Raw genomic sequence first — 18,649 nt, forward strand, 5'->3', positions numbered from 1 at the left:
CACACCCTATTCCATATCATTGATCGCTTCAAAAATCAGCGCCCCGACGACGGACCCCCCGTCCAGAACGCCCAGGCTCTTTTCCCCGTAATAGGCGGCGCGGCCCCATACGGCCTTCATCGCCCGGGTCCCCTCGCTGCCCTCCCGCGCGGCCTTCGCGGCCTTGGCGAAAGCGGCCCGCGCGCCCTCCCCGGCATGGGCCGACAGCGCCTCGACGCCGGGAGTCAGGGAGTCGAGGATGGTCTTTTCTCCCGGCTTGGAGCCGGCCTTGGCCATCACGTTTTCCAGCCCCGCGCGCATCGCTTCCGCGAGCCGCGCCGCGTCGCACGTCTCCGTGCCCTTCAGGCTCCTCGCCATGCCCTTGAAAAAGAAGGCGAGGATGGTCCCCAGCGAGCTGGGCGCCGCTTCGTTGAAGTGGTCGCCGCACCGGTTGAGGCATTTCCCCAGATCGGTCTCCTGCGAATCGTGCAGAAAATCGGACACGGCGCGGAACCCACCGCTCATGGAGATGCCAAGGTCTCCGTCACCGTTCTGCTGGTCCAGGCTCACCAGGGCGTCCCTGTTTTCATCGATCCGCGCGGAGATCGCGTCGATCGCCCTGCAAAGGTCTTTCGTCGTCATAACGCCCTCCATCATTTGTTGGCATTGGTGTAAAAGGGGGTGGAAGCGGGCGCGCGGAGCAGCTCCTTGAGCTCCCCGTCGAGCTTGAAGAGGGTGACGGAAAGGCCCGCCATCTCCATGGAGGTCGCGAACTCGCCCACATGGGGCATGAAAATCCTCACGCCCCGCTCCCCCAGAATCTGCGCCACCCGGCGGTAGACGATGAACAGCTCCTCCGCGGGCGTCCCGCCCAGCCCGTTCACCAGGACGGAGACCTCGTCCCCCGCCTCCAGCGGCAGGTCCGCGAGCAGCTTTTCCATGAGGATCTCGGAGATCCGGTCGGCGGTCATCATCTTTTCCACCGTGATGCCCTTCTCGCCGTGGATTCCCATGCCGATCTCGATCTCGTCGTCCGCGATCGCAAAGGTGGGGCGGCCCGCCTCCGGCACGATGCAGGGGGTGAGCGCCACGCCCATCGTGCGGGTGTTGGCGACCGCCTTTTCGGCGACCGCCGCGACTTCGTCGAGGCTCCGCATCTGGTCGGCCGCGGCCCCGGCGCATTTGTAGGCGTAGAGGATGCCCGCCACGCCGCGCCGCTTTTCGGCGGTCTCCCTCGGGCTGGAGGCCACGTCGTCGCACGCCAGCACGCTGCGGCAGCGGATGTCGTCGAACTCGCAGTCCTCGATCGCCTGCTGGAAGTTCATCTTGTCGCCGCCGTAGTTGCCGTAGAGGCAGAGGACGCCCGCGCCGGAATCGACGGCGCGGATGGCGCTTGCCATCTTGGTGTAGGCGGGCGAGGCGAAGACGTTGCCGACGGCGCAGGCGTCCACCATGCCGGCGCCCACGTAGCCCAAAAAGAGCGGCAGGTGCCCGGAGCCGCCCGCCGTCACGATCCCGACCTTCCCCTTTTGGGAGGGGTAGCCGGAGACCAGCACCCGGCGGTCGCCATCCAGGAAATGCACCCGGTCGCCGTAGGCGGCGACGATGCCCTCCATCGTCTCATCGACAAAATCAGCGGGTTGGTTGATGACTTTTTTCATATGTATTCCCTCCGAAACGAGTGGTCAATGGGTCTCGTCAAAACGCTTGAGCGCTTGGAAAATCCCCTTCGACGCGGGATAGATCTGCGTGTAGACGGCGAACAGGTCGTCGTAGACCGCTTTTTTCGACGCGTCGGGCTCGAAGGTGCGGTCGCTTCCAAAGGAGGCGAACCGCCCGGGCAGCGACGCGGGGTCCTTGCCGTGATGGGAGGCCAGCACGGCCGCGCCCAGCGCGCCGCAGGCGGAATATTCCGGCACCCGGCGGACCGGGGCCTGGAAGAGGTCCGCGAAGATCTGGCACCAGAGGGTGTTGACCGCGCCGCCGCCGGAAATCCGGATGCACCTCATCGGCGCGCCCACCTCGCGGAGCTGGAGGTAGACCTCCCGCATCCCGAACGCCAGCCCCTCCAGCAGGGCCCGGTAGAGGTGCCCGCGGGTGTGCGACGGGGTCAGCCCCACCGTCACGCCCTTCGCGTAGGGGTCGTCCACCGGGTTGCGCTGGCCGAGGAGCGAGGGGAAGAAGAGCAGCCCGTCGCAGCCGGGGCGCACCCGCGCGGCCTCCTCGTCCATCCGCCGGAAGCCCTCTTCCGCGCCGCGCGCGGACTCGGCCGCATAAAGGCTTTCGCGCATCCAGTTGACCGAGGTGCCCACGCTCATGAGGCCGGTGTAGGCTACCCACTGGTCGCGGATGGCGCTGGAATAGACCTGCAGCCGCGCGCCCTCGTTGTGGGCGCAGACGCCCAGCGAGGTGGAGATGAGCCCGCCCGAGCCGAGGACGACGCTGTAGACGCCCTCCTCCACGGCGCCGGAGCCCACCGTCTGCATGATCGCGTCCCCCGCGCCCGCCACGACCACCGTATCCGGGCCGAGGCCCAGCTCGGCGGCCACCTCCGGCAGCACGGTCCCGACCGCCTGGTCGGCGTGGAACACCGGCGGCAGCACCTCTTCGGGCAGGCCGATCAGGTCGAGCAGTTCCCGGTTCCAGCGGTGGTTTCGCACGTCGTAGACGCCGAAGCCGCTGGCGTCCGACTCGTCGGTCGCCGGGACGCCGGTCAGCACGGTGCGCACATAGTCCTTGGGGTTCACGACGGCCCGCGTCCGGGCAAAGAGCGCGGGCTCGTTCTCCCGCATCCAGAGGATCTTCCCCGCCGTGCAGGAGGGGACCATCTTGTTGTTGGTGTAGGGCAGAAGGCCCTCCTTGCCGCCCACCTTGGCGTAGATTTCGTCGTTCTGCTTCTCATTGCGGAAATCGACGCAGCTGAGGATGGGGCGGAGCGGTTCCAGATGTTCGTCCAGCGCCACAAGCCCGTGCATCTGCCCGGTGAGGCCGATGGCCGCCGTGCGGCGGTCCGGGCCGAGCTCCCGCACGAGCGCGCGGATGCAGTCAAGCCCGGCGTCGCGCAGCACGCGGGCGGGCTGCTCGTAGCAGCCCAGCCCCGTGCAGACCAGGGTGTTGTCATACCGCACCGACCGGACGCCGAGGGTCTTCCCCTCCCCGTCGACCGCGATGGCCTTGCAGCCGGAGGAGCCGATGTCGACGCCGATATACGCCTCTTTCATATGCGCACCTCCGCTCCGGCATCCGGGTCAGAAGCCCAGCGTGTCATGCGCGTAGGCCATGCTCTGCTTCACGCATTCCTCTTCGTAGGCGACGGTCTCGGCATGGGTGTCGCAGCGGTTGATGTAGAGCTCCAGGAAGATGTTCCCGTCGTAGCCGTTCTGCTTGAGGATGTCCAGCATGAGCGGGAAATCCACGTATCCCTGTCCGAGGGGGACGCCGGTGATCACGTCGCCGCGCGGGTCGAGGGAGACGACATAGTCCTTGAAGTGGACGGTCTTCGCATAGGGCGCGAGGGTGCGCACCACCGTCTCGGTCGGGGTCATGAAGCAGGTGGAGTTGCAGGTGTCGAGCGCGCAGCCGAAGAAGGGGTCGTTCACGCCTTCGATGATCTTCTTGACCTCGTAGACGTCGTTGAGCTTGCCGTTCTCGATCGCGACGTGCACGCCGTACTCATGCGCCGTGGGCATGAGCGCGCCGATCGTCTCGATGCCCTTCTGCACCTGCCGCTCCAGGCCGGCCGCGTCGGTGTCGCGGTCCATGTCCCAGCCGATGCGCAGCACCTTGGAGCCGAGGAATTTGGAGACCTCGAGCATCCGCTTGAAGTAGTTGAAATCCGTGCCGCGCGAGCCGGTCTCGACCGTCATGCCCTCCTTCACGATCCGGTCGCGGATCGCGGTGAGCTGCTCCTCGGTGAACTCGTGCAGGGAGATGTTGTTGCAGAGCAGGACGGCCTTCACGCCGTACTTGACGCAGCGGTCAATGAGCTGGTCCACCGTCATGGGGTCCTCGGGGCGGTAGTAGGGGCGGCCGATCGACCACCTGTATGCGAACGAGCCAATTCCGAAATTCATTGCTGATTACTCCTTTACCTTCTTAATGACTTTTTTGTGCGCTTATACTCTAAAACGCTTTCTCTCGATGTAGCCGAGGAGCGTCATTGTAAACACGATTACAATTCCGTAGGCGAGCTGCTGGGTCGGCAGGCCGAAGCCCAGGAAGGTCATTGCGCTCATCAGGCACATGATGAACAGGATGCCGAAGCCGGCCTGCACCATGTTGCCGTAGCCACCGGACTGGCTGATCCCGCCGATCGTGACCGCCGCCACCATCGGCATGAGCAGGTTTGCGCCGACATCGGGGTTCACGCCGCCGATGCACATGGGGATGAACATCGCCGCGATCCCGGCGAAGACGCCGGAGAGCAGGTAGACGATGATATAGATCCGGGAGACCGAAATGCCCGCGTGCTCGGCGCTCTTGGGGTTGCTGCCGGTCAGGATGACCTGCCTGCCGAACGTGGTCTTGCTCAGCACCACCGCCATCAGGATGAAGATGACGATGGGGATGATCGCCGCCATGGGGATGATGGTCTTCCCGATATGGATGCCCGTGAGGGTGGAGAGCCGGGAGAGCTCCCGGGGACCGCCGGAAACGGTGTAACCGTTCGTGAACACATAACACAGTCCCATTGCCAGAAGCTGGCTGGCCAGGGTGATGATAAAGGGCGCGATGTGGAACTTTGCCACCGCGATGCCGTTCAGAAGGCCGAACAGCGCGCCGATCGTGCAGGAGACCAGCAGGCCGAGCACGATGATGAGCCAGGGGTTCATATCCGGGTTCGCGTCGGAGAGCAGGGACATGGTCTTGGTGGAGACCACGGCGGAAAAGCCCGTCACATATCCGATGCTCAGGTCGATTCCCGAGTTGCCGGAAAGGAACACGAATACCAGGCCGATGGCGCCGATGATGTAGTAGGAATACGAGGTGAGCATGGAGATGATGTTCGCCATCGAGAAGAAATTGCGATTCAGGAAGCCCATCACAACGCAGACCACGATCAGCATGTACACAACCGGCAAATCCAAGGAAAACTTCTTGAAGCCGTTCCAGAACCGATTCTTATTTCCCAATGTCGAATTGCTTTTGAACTTTGTATCCATATGATTGACCTCTCATCGAAGCGTTCTTGGGTTGTGCGAGCTTCCCTCGGGGAACGGCGGGTCTGCCGCGGCCGAGCCGGCGGCAAACCCGCCGCACCTTTGGGCGGAAAGTTTACAGGGTGGCGCGTCTTGCGTCTGCGGGGAGATTATCCCAGCATGTCGGCATACTTGACGGTCCAGATCTCGTCGGACTTCGCCTCGAGCTCGTCGGGGCCGACGCCGAAGGTGGGCATATAGAAGGTGTCGCTCTCAAGGGTTTCGCCGTTGACGAGCTTGACGGCCGCGTCGTAGATCGCGCCGCCGGCGGTGTCGGCCGGGATGACGAAGATCTTGTCGGTGTAGCCCTCTTCCATGTAGGCGACTGCGGGAGGCTCGCCGGAGAGCGAGGTGTAGTAGACATGGCCTTCCTCGCCGCGTTTAATCTTGAGGCCGGCCTCCTCCAGCGCCTGGTAGCAGGAGCCGTCCATGTGCGCGGAGACGTTGGCAACCGCCCACGGGGTGTAGACCTGCAGCGCGTTCTGCATGTTGGTGAGCGCCTTGTCGACGTCCCAGTCGGTCATGATCTCGACGACCTTGAGGTTGGTGTGGCCGGAGGCGGCGATCGTCTCCTGGAAGCCTTCGCGGCGGGCAATGCCGTTGGGGTCCGCGAGGGAGCCGACCGTCAGGAAGATCGTGTGCTCTTCGCCGTCGTCCACGGAGAGGAGGTATTCTGCGAGCTGCTTGGCGTCGCTGTAGGAATCGTACATCGCGGTGAAGAAGACGTTCTCGTGCTCCACCTTGCGGTCGTAGTTGATAACCGGGACGCCCGCCGCCTGGGCGTAGTCATAAGCGGTGAGGATGGCGTCCTGGTCGATGGCGCAGCAGACGATGACGTCGACGCCCTGGTCGATCAGGGATTTGAACTGGGTGTACTGGGTGGTGGTGTCGTCATCGGCGCACAGCTCGATGATCTCCACGTTGCCGGCGGCCTCCGCCGCGCTGTAAAGGCCCATCAGCTCCACCTTGCGGAAAACCGTGGTGGCGGTATCGGTGGAAACGCCGATCTTGATGGTCTTGCCCGCGTCCTCGCTGGGGGCGGGAGCGGCGTCGTCCGCCGCGCTGGGGGCGGCGCTTTCGGGAGCCGGGGTGTTCGCGGGCGCCTCGGGTGCGGAGCTGCCGCAGGCGGCGAGCGCGAGTGTCATTGCGAGCGCCAGAACCAGTGCTAATGCCTTTCTCATTTCTTGTCCTCCTAGACTTTTGTTATTTTCTGCACGGCAAGCCGTGCCGGGTACCAATCCTATTGGATCTGCAGGAAGCGCGCGCGCCGTTCCCTGATGACGCTCGCATTGTTGCGCATCGTGGTGGCGGTGTCGATCGCGATGGCGCAGAGCATCATCACCGCGCGCGCGAAGACCTGGTAGTAGCTGGAGATGTCCAGCATCGTCATGGCGTTTTCGATCAGGTAGAGGAAAACGCATCCGAGCGCGGACCCCACAATGGAGGATTTGCCGCCGCTCATCTTGGTGCCGCCCAGAACGACGGCGGTGATGACGGTGAACTCGTAGCCCATGCAGGAGTTGGGGGCGATCGAGCCGATGCGCCCGGCGTAGACGATGCCGCCCAGCGCGGCGCAGACCCCGCAGATGACATAGGCGCCGATCCGGATGCGGGTGACGTTCAGGCCGGAAAAGACGGCCGAGTTCTTGCTTCCGCCGACCGCCAGCACATACCGGCCGAAGCGGCTGTAACGCAGGACGAGGATGCCGATGACGGTCATGATGACCATGAGGACCGTGGGGGTGGGGACCAGCTGGAACAGCTTGGAGTTCCCGATCACCCGCAGCGGGGCGTCCACGAACTTCTGGGAATTGTCGAGCAGCAGGTAGGCCGCGCCCCGCAGGATGGACATCGTCGCCAGCGTGGCGATCATGTCGGGGAAGTTGAGCACGCTGGCCATGAAGCCGTTGAGCAGTCCGACCAGGCACCCGACGACCAGCACGATCAGGAAAATCGCCCACACGGGGAAGATGCCGTAGGAGTTCAGCCGGTACATCAGCGCCATGGTAAACAGAGCGTTCATGCCCACCGAAATGTCGATGCCGCCGGTGGAGATGACGAAGGTCATGCCGATGGCCATGATTCCAAACAGGCTGCACTGGCAGAGGATGTTCATAATGTTGGTCGCCTGTAAGAAGGCCGGCTGCGACACGGCCAGGATCAAAAAGAGCAGAATGTTGCCGATCAGAGCGGCCGCCCACTGCTCGCTCATAAATCTTTTCAGCGGGCTGTTATGCGTTTTCACCATGGTTACCCCCTACCGACGATTCGTCTTCCTGTTGTGAGGACGCGATCGACAGAATCCGGCGCACGTCGAAGTCCTCGCGCATCAGCTCGGAGACCATCCGGCCGCGCCGCATCACGATGATCCTGTGCGCCATGGAGACCAGCTCGTTCAGGTCGGAAGAGACCAGGATCACGGCCGTGCCCGTTTTGGCAAGCTCGACGATGTACTCGCCGATCTCCGCCCTCGAGCCCACGTCCACGCCCCGGGTTGGGTCGTCGAACATGCAGACCTTCGGGGAATGGCTCAGCCACCGGCCGACGATGATCTTCTGCTGGTTGCCGCCGCTGAGCTCGGTGATGTAGGCTTCGATGCCGGGGCAGGCGACGCGGAAGCGGTCGATGACCTTCTGCGCGTTCTCCTTTTCCCTGCGGAAGCCGAAGAACTTCACCCTGCGGTTGACAAAGTGGTCGATCTGGGCCGCGGTGATGTTCTCCTTCAGGTCGCGCCGCGGGAAGATGCCGCAGTTTTTGCGGTCCTCCGGGATCATCACCATTCCCTTTTTGATCAGCTGCTGTGTGTTCCACCTTTTAAAGGTCTCGCCCATGAACTCGATCGTGCCCCCGCATTTGCGCAGGCCGAAGATGGATTCCATCAGCTCGGTGCGTCCCGCGCCGATGAGGCCCGCCACGCCGAGGATCTCGCCCTTATGTACCTCGAAATTGATGTCCGCGAAGCTCTCCGACTCGAGCCCGGTCACGCGCAGCGCGACCTCCGGGTCCGGCTCGCCCAGGCTGAAGGAGGAACCCTCCAGCGAATGGCCGACCATGTGCTCCTCGATCTCGTGCTTGGTGACCTCCGTCACCGGCGCGTCGCAGACCTTTTCGGAGTTGCGCAGCACGACGACCTTGTCGCAGACGGCGAACACCTCGTCCAGGAAATGCGTGATGAAGATCATGCCGATGCGCTGTTTCTTCAGCGTGCGCATCACCTCGAACAGCCGCTCGCGTTCCGGCGCCGTCAGGGATGCGGTGGGCTCGTCTAGGATCAGCACGCGGGGATTGAGCCGGATCGCCTTGGCGATCTCGATCAGCTGCTGCTCGCCGGGGCCCAGGGTCCCGACGATCGCGTCCGGGTCGAGCTGGATGTTCATGATGCCCATGTACTTGAGGGCTTCCTCGCGGCACTTCTTCCAGTTGACCATCGACTTCTTCCCGGGGAAGTCCTCGATGCAGATGTTTTCGGCGACGGTGAGGTTCAAAAACAGGCTCAGTTCCTGATGCACCGCGGCGATCGGCAGCTTGCCCATCTTGATCTCCTTCATCTCCCTGCCGTCGAAGGTGATGGACCCCTCGGTGGGCTCCAGCAGTCCGACCAGCATGTTTTTGAAGGTGGATTTGCCCGCGCCGTTTTCCCCCAGCAGGGCGGTGATTTCGCCTTCGCGGACAACGAAGTCGACCCCGGAGACGACCTTTTTGTTTGCGAACGCCTTTGTGAGATTTTTTGTTTCCAAAATCACAGTGCTCATAAGATACCTCACCTGTTTATTGTTATAAATGCTGCCGTGACCCCGCGGCAGCAACCGTTACCTCCCGGGCGTCCGCGGTGCTGCGGTGTGCGGCCGTCGCCGATCTTTTCGGCAAAATCTCAATTTTAATCTGGCAAATTATAATTCATAATATTTTTATTATTTTTGAAATAAATTACGATGCCGTGTTGTCAAAGCGCCCGAATAACCACATGTTTATCGAGGAAATTTCACACGATTTGCAACATATCATTGAAAAAAGCGCAAAAAATGGGGATCTAAAGCAGATTTTCTTGAGAAAATATTTAACTTTTCTATTTCAAATTCTGTAATCTTTTACTTGATTATTATACTTTTTATCAACAAAGTCAATACCAAAAATGAATATTTCCCCCGATTCGTTCCAGCTCAACAAAACCGTCCGCGTTTCTTTGTAGAAAGTGACACAGTTTTTTCTCCCGGTGGTGCGTATTCGCGTATCCGGCCTTCCCCGCGGCGGGTAAAAAACGGCGCCCGCGGATGACGCGGGCGCCGCCCCGGACAAAAAGGACCCGGCGCCTGTCTACACAGGCGCCGGGTCCTTTTTCTCCTGATTCCGTCTGTGGCCCCGGACGGCTATTCCCCCTCCGTGCCCTTCCGGTAGTACTCCTCCATCACGTCCGCGGGCACCATGCTGCCGCCCGTCGCCCACGCGATGTGCGTGAACTGGCCCTGGAAGCCGGCGAGCTTCTCCCGGACCAGGTAGCCGCGCCCCTCCCCGGTCCCGAGGAGGTTGAGGACGCCCGGGATGCCGGCCAGCGCGCTCGGCTCGAGGCGGATGCCCTCGGTGTCCGCCATCCGCGCGAGCAGACGGTACATATGCCGGTCGCTGACCGTCATCGCGCCGCTGATGAACGGGTGCATCAGCCGCCCGACCAGATGGGAGCACCTGCCGACCGCCAGCCCGTCGGCCGCGGTCCGGTTGTCGATGCCGATGTCCTGCACGCAGACCCCGTCGTAGCGTCCGGTATAGAGCCCCAGCAGCATGCAGGGGGAATGGGTCGGTTCCGCAAAGAAGCAGTGGGCCGCGTCCCCGAAGAGGGTCTTGATGCCGAAGGCGACGCCGCCCGGACCCCCGCCGACCCCGCAGGGCAGGTAGACGAAGAGCGGGTGCTCGCGGTCGACGGCGACCCGCATCTCCTCCAGCTGCTTTTTGAGCCGGAGGGCGGCCACCGCGTAGCCGAGGAAGAGGTCCTTCGAGTTTTCGTCGTCGATGAAGTGGCAGGAGGGGTCGGACTGCGCCTGCCTGCGCCCCTCGGTGACCGCGAGGCTGTAGTCGTTCTCATATTCGACGACGTGCACGCCGAGGCCGCGCAGCATATCCTTCTTCCACTGGCGCGCGTCCGCCGACATGTGGACGGTGACGTGGAAGCCGAGCTTCGCGCTCATGATGCCGATCGAAAGCCCGAGGTTCCCCGTCGAGCCCACCGCGATCTTATACCGCGAAAAGAACTCCCGGAAGCGCGGCTCCGCGAGGCGCGCGTAATCGTCCGTCCAGGAGAGCAGCCCCTCTTCGACCGCGAGCTCCTCCGCGTGCTTGAGGACCTCGTAGATGCCGCCCCGCGCCTTGATGGAGCCGGAAATCGGAAGCTCGCTGTCGCATTTGAGCAGCAGCCTCCCGTCGATCGGGACGCCGCTCTGCTCCTCTAGGGCCTTTTTCATGCGGGGGATCTCCCGCAGCGGGGACTCCAGAATCCCGCCCGAAACGGCCGTCTCGGGGAAGGCCGCGGCGAGATAGGGGGCGAACCGGTCCAGCCGGGCGCTGGCGTCCTCGATGTCCCGGATGGTGAACGGACAGTTCCCCGCCGCTTGCGCGGCGGGGCGTTTTTGATCGTTGATCCAGAAGCATTCCCGTAAATCCCGGAGGGAGCGGAGGAGCGGGTATTTCGCGCTCCATTCGCTTTCCTCCATCGACAATATCGTGTTATTCATATTCGACTCCTAAAACGTACTAGAATAATCCCGGCAGGAAGCCGCTGAAGCAGTTGATGAGCAGGATGATCGCAAAGGCGACCACGCTGGCCAGCGTGGTGCTGACCGTCACGACCATCGTCTCGTTGATGGAGATGCCGTTGAGCTGGGAGGGGTGCCAGAAGGCGCCGTCGGTGGGCAGGGTGAGGCCGACGGTGCCGGCGCAGACCGCGAGGCCCACGAGCACGGGCGACAGCCCCTGCAGCGCGATCGCCGGGCCGACGATGGAGACCGCCGTCATCATGGCGACCGTGGCGGAGCCGACCGCCGCGCGGATGATCATGGCGAGCAGGAAGCCGAGCAGCAGCACGGGCATGTTGAAGTGGGAGAACATGTTCGCCAGCGCGTCGCCGATGCCCGTCTGGGTGATGACCTCGGCAAAGCAGCCGCCGCATCCGATGACCATGAGGATGCTGCCGACCTTGTTGGCGCTCGTGTCGATATACCGCATGATGCCCTTCTTGGCCGGGCCCGCGACCAGGTATTTGCGCAGGGTCACGGCGGCAAGCAGCATCGCCATGAAGAGGGCGACGTTTTTATCGCCGATGAACTGGAAGACGGTGTAGAGGATGCTCCCCTCCGCAACGAACATCGGTACGACGGCGCCCAGCACGATGAGGATGATCGGGAAAAGGATCAGCGCGAAGCCGATGCCCGCCGACGGCTTGGTTTCGTCGGCCTTGATCAGGTCGCTGTTGGCGTCGAGGAACTCCTGGGCCTCCTTGCGGCCTTTGGCGTTGATGCCGTTGGAGAACTGCCAGCCGCAGAGCAGGCTCGCGATGATCGAGACGATCAGGCCGTAGAAGATGAACCAGCCGAGGTTCGCGCCGACCTCCGCCGCGACCGCGACCGGGCCGGGCGTCGGCGCGACGATGCAGTGGGTGAGCAGCAGGCCCACGAAGAGCGCGTTCACATAGCCGGTCATCTTCTTATTGGTGAGCTTCTGCAGCGAATTGAGCAGGGGCGAGAGCATGACGTAGGCCGACCCGAAATAGACGGGGATCGAGACCACGTAGCCCAGCAGGTTGATTGCGAGGTAGTCGTGCTTGGAACCGACCTTGCGCAGGAGGAATTTCGCGATCTCCTCCAGCGCGCCGGACGAGCCGAGCATCTCGCCGAAGATGCATCCGAAGATGATGACGAGTCCGGTGCTGGTCATCGTGCTGCCGAAGCCGCCGCTGATGGCGCCGGTCAGGTCGGCGATCTTCATGCCGGAAAGCAGCCCCATCATGATCGTCGCAGAGACGAGTCCCACCGACGCGCTCCATTTGAAGCGGATCAGTACCACCAGCAGAAAAACCATGGAAATCAGGAAAACAATCAGAGTATTCATGCCGTTCTCTCCCTCCTAGATATCATTTCTGTGCGAATTGATCCGAATTGGCCACGGCGGCGACGTACATCTTGCTCCTGTCGAAGATCGAGTCGACCACCGCGTACTCCTTCATGGTGTGGTTCCACTGCCCGCGCACGCCGCAGGAGCAGATCGTCGGGACGCCCGCCATCGTCGTGGACGCGGCGTCGGACCCGCCGCCGAGCGGGCGGCCGTTGACCTCCGGGAGGCCGTATTCCTTCGCGATCCCCCTGACGTACTCGAAGAACCGCATGCCCTCGCCGGTCGTCTCAAAGACGTCCAGCTTGTTCAGGAAGGCGTATTTGGTGGAGGTGCCGTCGATGTAGGTCTTTTTGCAGATTTCGTCGAGCCGGGCGAGCAGCTTTTCCTTGCCGCTCAGGGTGGTGTAGCGCATGTCGAGCACTACCTCGCAGTGGGCGGGGACCGCGTTGGGCACCGTGCCGCCCGAGATCGTCCCGATGTTGCAGGTGTTGCCGATTGAAAGGTCGGTCATGTTGTGGAAGTCGATGATCTTGTAGGCCATCTCGGCGATCGCGCTCCTGCCGCCCTGGAAGTCGTTGCCCGAGTGGGTCTCCACGCCGTCCACCTCGACCGTGTAGCGCAGGCAGCCCTTGCGGCCGGTGCAGAGGTAGTTGTCAATCATGCCCGTCTCCATATTGAAGGCGCACAGGCAGCCCTTCGCCTCCGCCTCCATCACCTCGGCGCCCTGGGAGCCGGTGTGGTTGATCTCCTCGTCCCCCGAGAAGCAGAACTTGATCGGACGCTCGTCGTACCCGATCCTGTTGAGCGCCTTCACGGTGGTCAGCGCGATCAGGATGCCGCCCTTCATGTCGAGGACGCCGGGGCCGTAGGCCTTGCCGTCGACGATCTTGAAGGGGTTTTCCGGGTGCATGCCCGTCGGGAAGACGGTGTCCATGTGCCCGCAGAAGAGGATCGGCTTGCCCGGGCGGTCCTTGCCCAGGACGCCGACCAGCGTGTCGGCGTTGACGCCCACCGGCACGTACCGGCATTCGAATCCGGCCTTCTCCATCTCCGCCTTCAGGAAGTCGGAAAATATGCGGACCTTGTCCGGCGTCTTGCTCCAGCTTTCACGGTTGACGAATTCCCGGTAGAGCCCGAGGGTCTCCTCCCGGATCTCGTCGATGTACGCATATGCCGCGGAGAGGTCTTTTTTCACTGCAGGTTCCTCCATTCCATTTTTCCCGGTCATTTTCTGCGAAAATAACAAAAGAGCATTAAAAAGTACTTAACAACAACGCTGTTTGTTAAGTACAGTTTAACACCCGTTTTAAAAATGTCAACCTGTTCAATTAAAAATCGTCAAATAGATTTGTTCACAGCCAAAAAATTGTACAATCTGACCATATCGGCCGGTTTCCGCCGCCCGCCGCCGTCAAAAGCTGGGCGGCGTGATCGCGAACAGGACGTCGCACTCCTCGTCCCCGTCGTTCTTCCAGCGGTGGAGGCTCTCGGGCGGGATCAAGACGCTGTCGCCCTCCTCCAGCTCGTAGGGGACGTCGTTGACGTAGACGGTGATCCGCCCCTTGACCACATAGGCGACCTCCTCGCCGTGGTGCATCGTCTCGACGTTGTGGGAATCGTTCTTTCCCGGTACGTGCATCATGCAGAACTCGATGTCCCCGCTGACGTTGGCGGTCAGCAGCTCATAGACGATGTCCTCCGTCTCCGGCCTGCCGAGCGTGATCCGCGCGTCCCGGCGGACCACCAGGTCCCGGTCCTCCTCCTCGCTGAGGAAAAACTTGTACATCGGAACGTCCAGCGCCATGGAAATGAGCTTGAGCGTGTTGATCGACGGGTTCACCAGGTTCCGTTCAATCTGGCTTAACATCGAGGCGGTCATGCCCGTCTTTTCCGCCAGCTGCCGCAGGCTGATATTTCTTGCGCTTCTACAGTTTTGCAGTACACTGCCGATATCCAGATCTTCCACGTTACTCTCCCATAACCCGCCGGCTCCGCCCGTCCCGGCTTCGCGCCCGGCCGGGGGTTCCCCGCAGCTGTTGTCGTAAATTGTCTTTATTATAGGAGATCGGCCGTTAATTGTCAATGCACCGCCGCGCGCGGGTCCGGCCCGGCGGAGATCCGGTTCCCGCGGGAAACTATGGCACCGGATTGTGCGTACTTGCCGGTCCGGTGGAAGGAGGCTACAATAAGATCAACAGCCGCGCTCCGCCACAGCGCCCCGGCGCCGTCCGGGGCGGCCGATTTTTGCGCGGCCCGGGAGGCGCTATGGACCGCATCGAACTGATCCGCCGTCTCAACGGCGTCCTGCTTGACGAAATGCCCGCATACCGCGACCGGGCCGCCGGGTTCCCGGACGACCTGACCGGCCAGCGCCGCCTGCTGCGCAGCCTGATGAATCTCCGCCCGCCCATGCCGCTGGAGCGGGAGTTCCTCGCCATGCAGGACGCGCTGCTCTGCGCCGAGCGCGCGGAGAGGGGCGTGGTGGACGCCGGCCTCCTCCCCGTCACCGCGGGCGACCCAAGGCTCGCGCTCTGGCAGGGGGACATCACCCGCCTGCGGGCCGACGCCATTGTGGACGCGGGCAACGACGCCCTGCTGGGGTGCTTCTGCCCCTGCCACGGCTGCATCGACAACGCCATCCATTCGGCGGCGGGCCTCCAACTGCGGGACGAGTGCAGCCGAATCATGCGGGCGCAGGGCCATCCCGAGCCCGCCGGCCGTGCCAAGCTGACGGGGGCGTACAATCTTCCGGCGAAATACGTCCTGCACACGGTGGGGCCGGTCGTCCGGGGCCGCGTGACGGAACGGGACCGCCGGGAGCTGTCCTCCTGCTACCGCGCCTGCCTCGAGCTGGCGGCGGAGCACGGCCTGCAAACGGTGGCGTTCTGCTGCGTCTCCACCGGCGAATACCATTTCCCGAACGAGGAGGCCGCTGAAATCGCCGTCAAAACGGTCGCCGGTTTCCTGCGGGAGCCGACCTCCGTCAGAAAGGTGATCTTCAATGTTTTCAAGGATCTCGACGCACACATCTACCGGCGGCTGCTCGGAGCGGATCAGCCGTCTGAAGCGGGCGCTTGACCGGGCCGAGGCGGTCGTCGTCGGCGCGGGCGCGGGCCTGTCCGCCTCGGCGGGGCTCACCTATTCCGGGCCGCGCTTTGAAGCGCACTTCGGGGATTTCATCGAAAGGTACCATTTCCGGGACATGTATTCCGCGGGGTTTTATCCCTACGACACCCCGGAGGCGTATTGGGCCTACTGGAGCCGCCACATCTATTGGAACCGCTACGACCAGCCGGTCGGCGAACCCTACCGGCTCCTGCTGGAACTGCTGGGGGACAAGACGTATTTCGTCATCACGACGAATGTGGACCACTGTTTTCAAAACGCGGGGTTCGACAAGGCGCGCCTCTTCTACACGCAGGGCGACTACGGCCTGTGGCAATGCTCCAAGCCCTGCCGTCAGAGGACCTATGACAACGAGGCGGCCGTGCGCCGGATGCTTGCGGAGCAGAAGGACCTGCGGATCCCGACGGAATTGATTCCCCGCTGTCCCATCTGCGGACGTCCCATGACGATGAACCTGCGCTGCGACGCCGCGTTCGTGCAGGACGAGGGCTGGTACGCCGCCCAATCCCGGTACGAGGCCTTTCTGCGCCGTTGCGGGGGCGGGCGGGTGCTCTTTTTGGAGCTGGGCGTGGGCGGGAATACGCCGGCCATCATCAAATACCCGTTCTGGAAGTTTACGAACGAAAACCCGCGGGCCGTCTACGCCTGCGTCAACCTCACGGAGGCGTTCGCCCCGCGGGAGATCGCTGGGCGGTCGATCTGCATCGAGCAGGATATCGGCGGGGTTTTGCGGGAGATGGCGCGCCTCTAAAGGGCGCGCCGCGGATCCCCGAAGTCCCTCGGCGCTACAGCTTCCGGCGGCCGGGATTTTCCGGGGATCAGCCCTTGCGCACCCGCTCCTCCTGCTCTTTGAGTTTCCCGATGCTCCACAGCGCGAAAAAGTCCGCCACCGCAAGCGCCACCGACAAAACGGGCTGCGCGACGAAGACGGAAGCCGCGCACGGCGCAAGGCCGGTGAAATGTTCCGGTGAGAGGCGGTATGCCCTGTTAATTTATTACCATTACTGGAACAATCCGAAAAGATGCGCCCGTCAATATGCGATCTGCGGCGTATCACGAAAAAATACCGGCGGCGCGCGACTTCGCCTGCAAAGAAAACTCCGGACAAAACACCTCCGCCAAAAAAACGGACTGGGCAAATGCCCAGTCCGCTTTTTTGTATTTGCTTCGGCTGTCACAGTCCGGCTTGAGTTCCCATTCCGAGGCAGTTTCTCCCGAAAAAGCGCTCCCGGAACCTGCTGCTTGAGGACTTGCCGGCGAACGGATTAAAATCACATCCTTGGGTGAACTGCACGCCGGTCAGGATGCAAGCCAGTACCCGGTCCTACGTTACAAACCGGAAACCATCCCACCGGCTTCTGCATCGCGCGGGGTCGAGGGTGTGATCCGGTATTTTTTTATTTGCAGGCCAATTTTTGGACGCGGTTTTACTTCTTATCAACCACAGGCCGGGTCCAAGGCCCGGACGGCAGGACGCGCACGCCCCCTGCGGGCAACCACTGCATGTTGGGAGGTGAATGCAATGGACATGGAATTTCTAAAAATGTTCAGCGTGGACGGCGTTTGGGCGCTGCTCAGCGTCGCGCTGATCTTTTATATCCTCAAGAGCCAGGAAAAACGGGATGAGCGCCAGGACCAACGCGAGCAAAACTATCAGCAGATGATCCTCAGCCTCACGGAAACCGCGAAGGATATCACGGACGTCAAGCAGCTGCTTCAGGACCATCTCTGCGCCGTCGATGAAAAAAGTCCCGAATGATCCGCCGGCGGAATCCATCAATAGCTTGTTCAGGGTCCGGAGCCGCGTTTCATCACAGCCTGTCGGGAAACGGACGGCTCCTCACGGCCCTTGGCAAATAAAGGAAAAGGAGAATGCTTTATGTGTAACTCGCACGAACACCGTCAGACGGCCGGGTTCATCCCCTCCGCGCAGGGGCTGATCCTCGGCGAGATTCCCGACGCGCAAATTCTGCTCGAGCCCTCCGCGAAAAGCGGGCGCGCCGCGCTCAGCCCCCTGGCCGGCCCGGCTCCCGCCGCTCGCCCGGCCTCCGCGGCGATTCCGCTCGCCGCCGCGGCCCCGCCCGACGCGCGCACGCAGGTGAACTACTGCCTGCGCAACGCCGGCAGCGGCCTCTACCTCACGGCGGACGGCGCTGAAACGGGCGCCAACTGCACCCAGCGCGCCTTCGCGGGGACGCCGAACCAGGTCTGGTACCTCACGCAGGAGAGCGGCGGCTGGCAGCTTGCCCCGCGCCACTCCCCCGGCAGACGCCTCGCCGTCCTCTCCGGCGCCGCCGCCGAGGGCGCCAACGTCGGTCTCTCCCTCGGGAAGGATACGCCCGAGACCGCCCAGCTTTGGACCCTCTCCAAAAACGCACGCGGCTGCTACGTCCTTTATTCCCGGGCGAGCGGCGGCGCCCGCGCGCTCTGCGTCGATCCCGCCAACGCCTCGGCGGAGGGGGCGAACGTGGCGCAGTACGCCTACACCGACAACGCCGCCCTCAACGACGAGTGGGCGTTCGAGCCCTTCATCGCCCCCTACATGGAATACGATCAGGGGTATTTCATGTATCATTCCGGCTATTCCGGCCTGGCGATCCAGGAACGGCTCAACAACATCGCGAACGAGGCCTTTTCCATCCTCTACGGGGAGTACGGCCTGCGGCCGGCCCCGTCGGTCAGCGAAATGATCCCCTCCCTTGCGGACGACTGCGCGGGCATGCTTTACCTCTGCGAACACGGCGGTCCCTGCACCAACACCTACAGCGGCGAGGAGGACGCGCTGCACCACAACAACTGGCCCAAGCAGCTCTACTGGTACCAGGCCCGCGGCCGTTACGACAACGGCTTCCACCTTCTTTGGGACGGCCACCGCAAGTGCACCAACGCCTCCGGCAGGCACTCCAATTTCGGTCTGGGCGAGCAGTTTTACTACGCGAGCGTGCCGCTGAAACCGTATATTGCCATGAATCTCCCGCTCAACGTCACCTTTGAGCAGCTCGTCGCCCTGACGCTGCGCGGCATTTCCGACATCTTCGGGGCGCAGAGCACCGCCCACGATTCCAGCTGCATCGCCGACCCGAACAGCAACACCCAGACGATCTACAACGCCGTCAAAAACGGCGCGCAGAGGAGCTTCTGGTGCAGCGCCTGCCACGCCCGGATGCTCGCCAACATCGACAGGTTCTCAAACAGCCCCGCGTGAGGCCGTGGGAAGGAAAAACGTCCACTTGACATGACATGAAAAG

Annotated in this window: 17 protein-coding genes; 4 read left to right on the forward strand and 13 right to left on the reverse strand. The window is 62.8% G+C overall.

The features are described 5' to 3' along the window. Positions 1–6 precede the first annotated feature (6 nt). The 12 genes from RCI06_RS05580 to RCI06_RS05635 form a co-directional block, all read right to left on the reverse strand. Entirely contained in the window at positions 7–621 is a 615-nt protein-coding gene (locus RCI06_RS05580) for a dihydroxyacetone kinase subunit L (RefSeq protein ID WP_101548700.1), read from the reverse strand. An 11-nt stretch (positions 622–632) separates the two neighbouring features. Further along, positions 633–1,640 carry a dihydroxyacetone kinase subunit DhaK gene (locus tag RCI06_RS05585; protein ID WP_306574878.1) on the reverse strand — a complete coding sequence of 336 codons (1,008 nt, stop codon included), beginning with the start codon at positions 1,638–1,640 and terminating at the stop codon, positions 633–635. A 24-nt stretch (positions 1,641–1,664) separates the two neighbouring features. Beyond that, entirely contained in the window at positions 1,665–3,200 is a 1,536-nt protein-coding gene (locus tag RCI06_RS05590; protein ID WP_306574881.1) for a xylulokinase, read from the reverse strand. Between the two features lie 27 nt (positions 3,201–3,227). Then, a complete protein-coding gene (locus tag RCI06_RS05595; RefSeq protein WP_276872544.1) occupies positions 3,228–4,052 on the reverse strand; it encodes a sugar phosphate isomerase/epimerase in 825 nt (274 codons plus the stop codon). A gap of 42 nt (positions 4,053–4,094) precedes the next feature. Further along, positions 4,095–5,141 (reverse strand): ABC transporter permease, encoded by a 1,047-nt coding sequence (locus RCI06_RS05600; RefSeq protein ID WP_101548692.1) that lies wholly within the window; start codon positions 5,139–5,141, stop codon positions 4,095–4,097. A 146-nt stretch (positions 5,142–5,287) separates the two neighbouring features. Next, on the reverse strand, positions 5,288–6,358 hold the full coding sequence (locus tag RCI06_RS05605) for a sugar ABC transporter substrate-binding protein (RefSeq protein ID WP_276872545.1): 1,071 nt from the start codon (positions 6,356–6,358) through the stop codon (positions 5,288–5,290). A gap of 59 nt (positions 6,359–6,417) precedes the next feature. Beyond that, positions 6,418–7,422 (reverse strand): ABC transporter permease, encoded by a 1,005-nt coding sequence (locus tag RCI06_RS05610; RefSeq protein ID WP_277138601.1) that lies wholly within the window; start codon positions 7,420–7,422, stop codon positions 6,418–6,420. Further along, positions 7,409–8,929, reverse strand: coding sequence for a sugar ABC transporter ATP-binding protein (locus RCI06_RS05615; protein WP_146021668.1), 1,521 nt, complete (start codon positions 8,927–8,929; stop codon positions 7,409–7,411). Before RCI06_RS05615 ends, RCI06_RS05610 begins: the two co-directional genes overlap by 14 nt. Positions 8,930–9,544: 615 nt before the next feature. Continuing rightward, positions 9,545–10,900: a D-serine ammonia-lyase gene (locus RCI06_RS05620; protein ID WP_306574883.1), complete on the reverse strand. Its 1,356-nt coding sequence runs from the start codon at positions 10,898–10,900 to the stop codon at positions 9,545–9,547. A 19-nt stretch (positions 10,901–10,919) separates the two neighbouring features. Next, positions 10,920–12,272, reverse strand: a complete 1,353-nt coding sequence (locus RCI06_RS05625) for a GntP family permease (RefSeq protein ID WP_306574885.1) — start codon at positions 12,270–12,272, stop codon at positions 10,920–10,922. Positions 12,273–12,294: 22 nt separating this feature from the next. Continuing rightward, on the reverse strand, positions 12,295–13,470 hold the full coding sequence (locus RCI06_RS05630; protein WP_306574887.1) for a M20 family metallopeptidase: 1,176 nt from the start codon (positions 13,468–13,470) through the stop codon (positions 12,295–12,297). A gap of 216 nt (positions 13,471–13,686) precedes the next feature. Further along, positions 13,687–14,241, reverse strand: coding sequence for a cupin domain-containing protein (locus RCI06_RS05635; RefSeq protein WP_306574888.1), 555 nt, complete (start codon positions 14,239–14,241; stop codon positions 13,687–13,689). 299 nt (positions 14,242–14,540) lie between these two features. Between RCI06_RS05635 and RCI06_RS05640 the strand changes: the two genes are divergently transcribed. Both RCI06_RS05640 and RCI06_RS05645 read left to right on the forward strand, forming a co-directional pair. After that, positions 14,541–15,353 carry a protein-ADP-ribose hydrolase gene (locus RCI06_RS05640; protein WP_306574889.1) on the forward strand — a complete coding sequence of 271 codons (813 nt, stop codon included), beginning with the start codon at positions 14,541–14,543 and terminating at the stop codon, positions 15,351–15,353. Next, entirely contained in the window at positions 15,277–16,152 is an 876-nt protein-coding gene (locus RCI06_RS05645) for a Sir2 silent information regulator family NAD-dependent deacetylase (protein WP_306574891.1), read from the forward strand. Before RCI06_RS05640 ends, RCI06_RS05645 begins: the two co-directional genes overlap by 77 nt. Before the next feature lie 67 nt (positions 16,153–16,219). Here the strand turns inward: RCI06_RS05645 and RCI06_RS05650 are convergent, their stop codons facing one another. Beyond that, the gene (locus RCI06_RS05650; RefSeq protein WP_306574900.1) at positions 16,220–16,393 is read right to left on the reverse strand and encodes a DUF4491 family protein; all 174 of its coding nucleotides are present in this window, start codon (positions 16,391–16,393) and stop codon (positions 16,220–16,222) included. 530 nt (positions 16,394–16,923) lie between these two features. On the opposite strand from RCI06_RS05650, the gene RCI06_RS05655 reads away from it, so the two are divergent. Both RCI06_RS05655 and RCI06_RS05660 read left to right on the forward strand, forming a co-directional pair. Next, positions 16,924–17,160, forward strand: coding sequence for a BhlA/UviB family holin-like peptide (locus RCI06_RS05655; protein WP_101548672.1), 237 nt, complete (start codon positions 16,924–16,926; stop codon positions 17,158–17,160). A 120-nt stretch (positions 17,161–17,280) separates the two neighbouring features. Continuing rightward, a complete protein-coding gene (locus RCI06_RS05660; protein WP_306574892.1) occupies positions 17,281–18,606 on the forward strand; it encodes an RICIN domain-containing protein in 1,326 nt (441 codons plus the stop codon). The last annotated feature ends 43 nt before the right edge of the window (positions 18,607–18,649 follow it).

Origin of the sequence: Anaerotruncus massiliensis (ex Togo et al. 2026), assembly GCF_030825285.1 — a bacterium.
GTDB lineage: Bacteria > Bacillota > Clostridia > Oscillospirales > Ruminococcaceae > Anaerotruncus > Anaerotruncus massiliensis.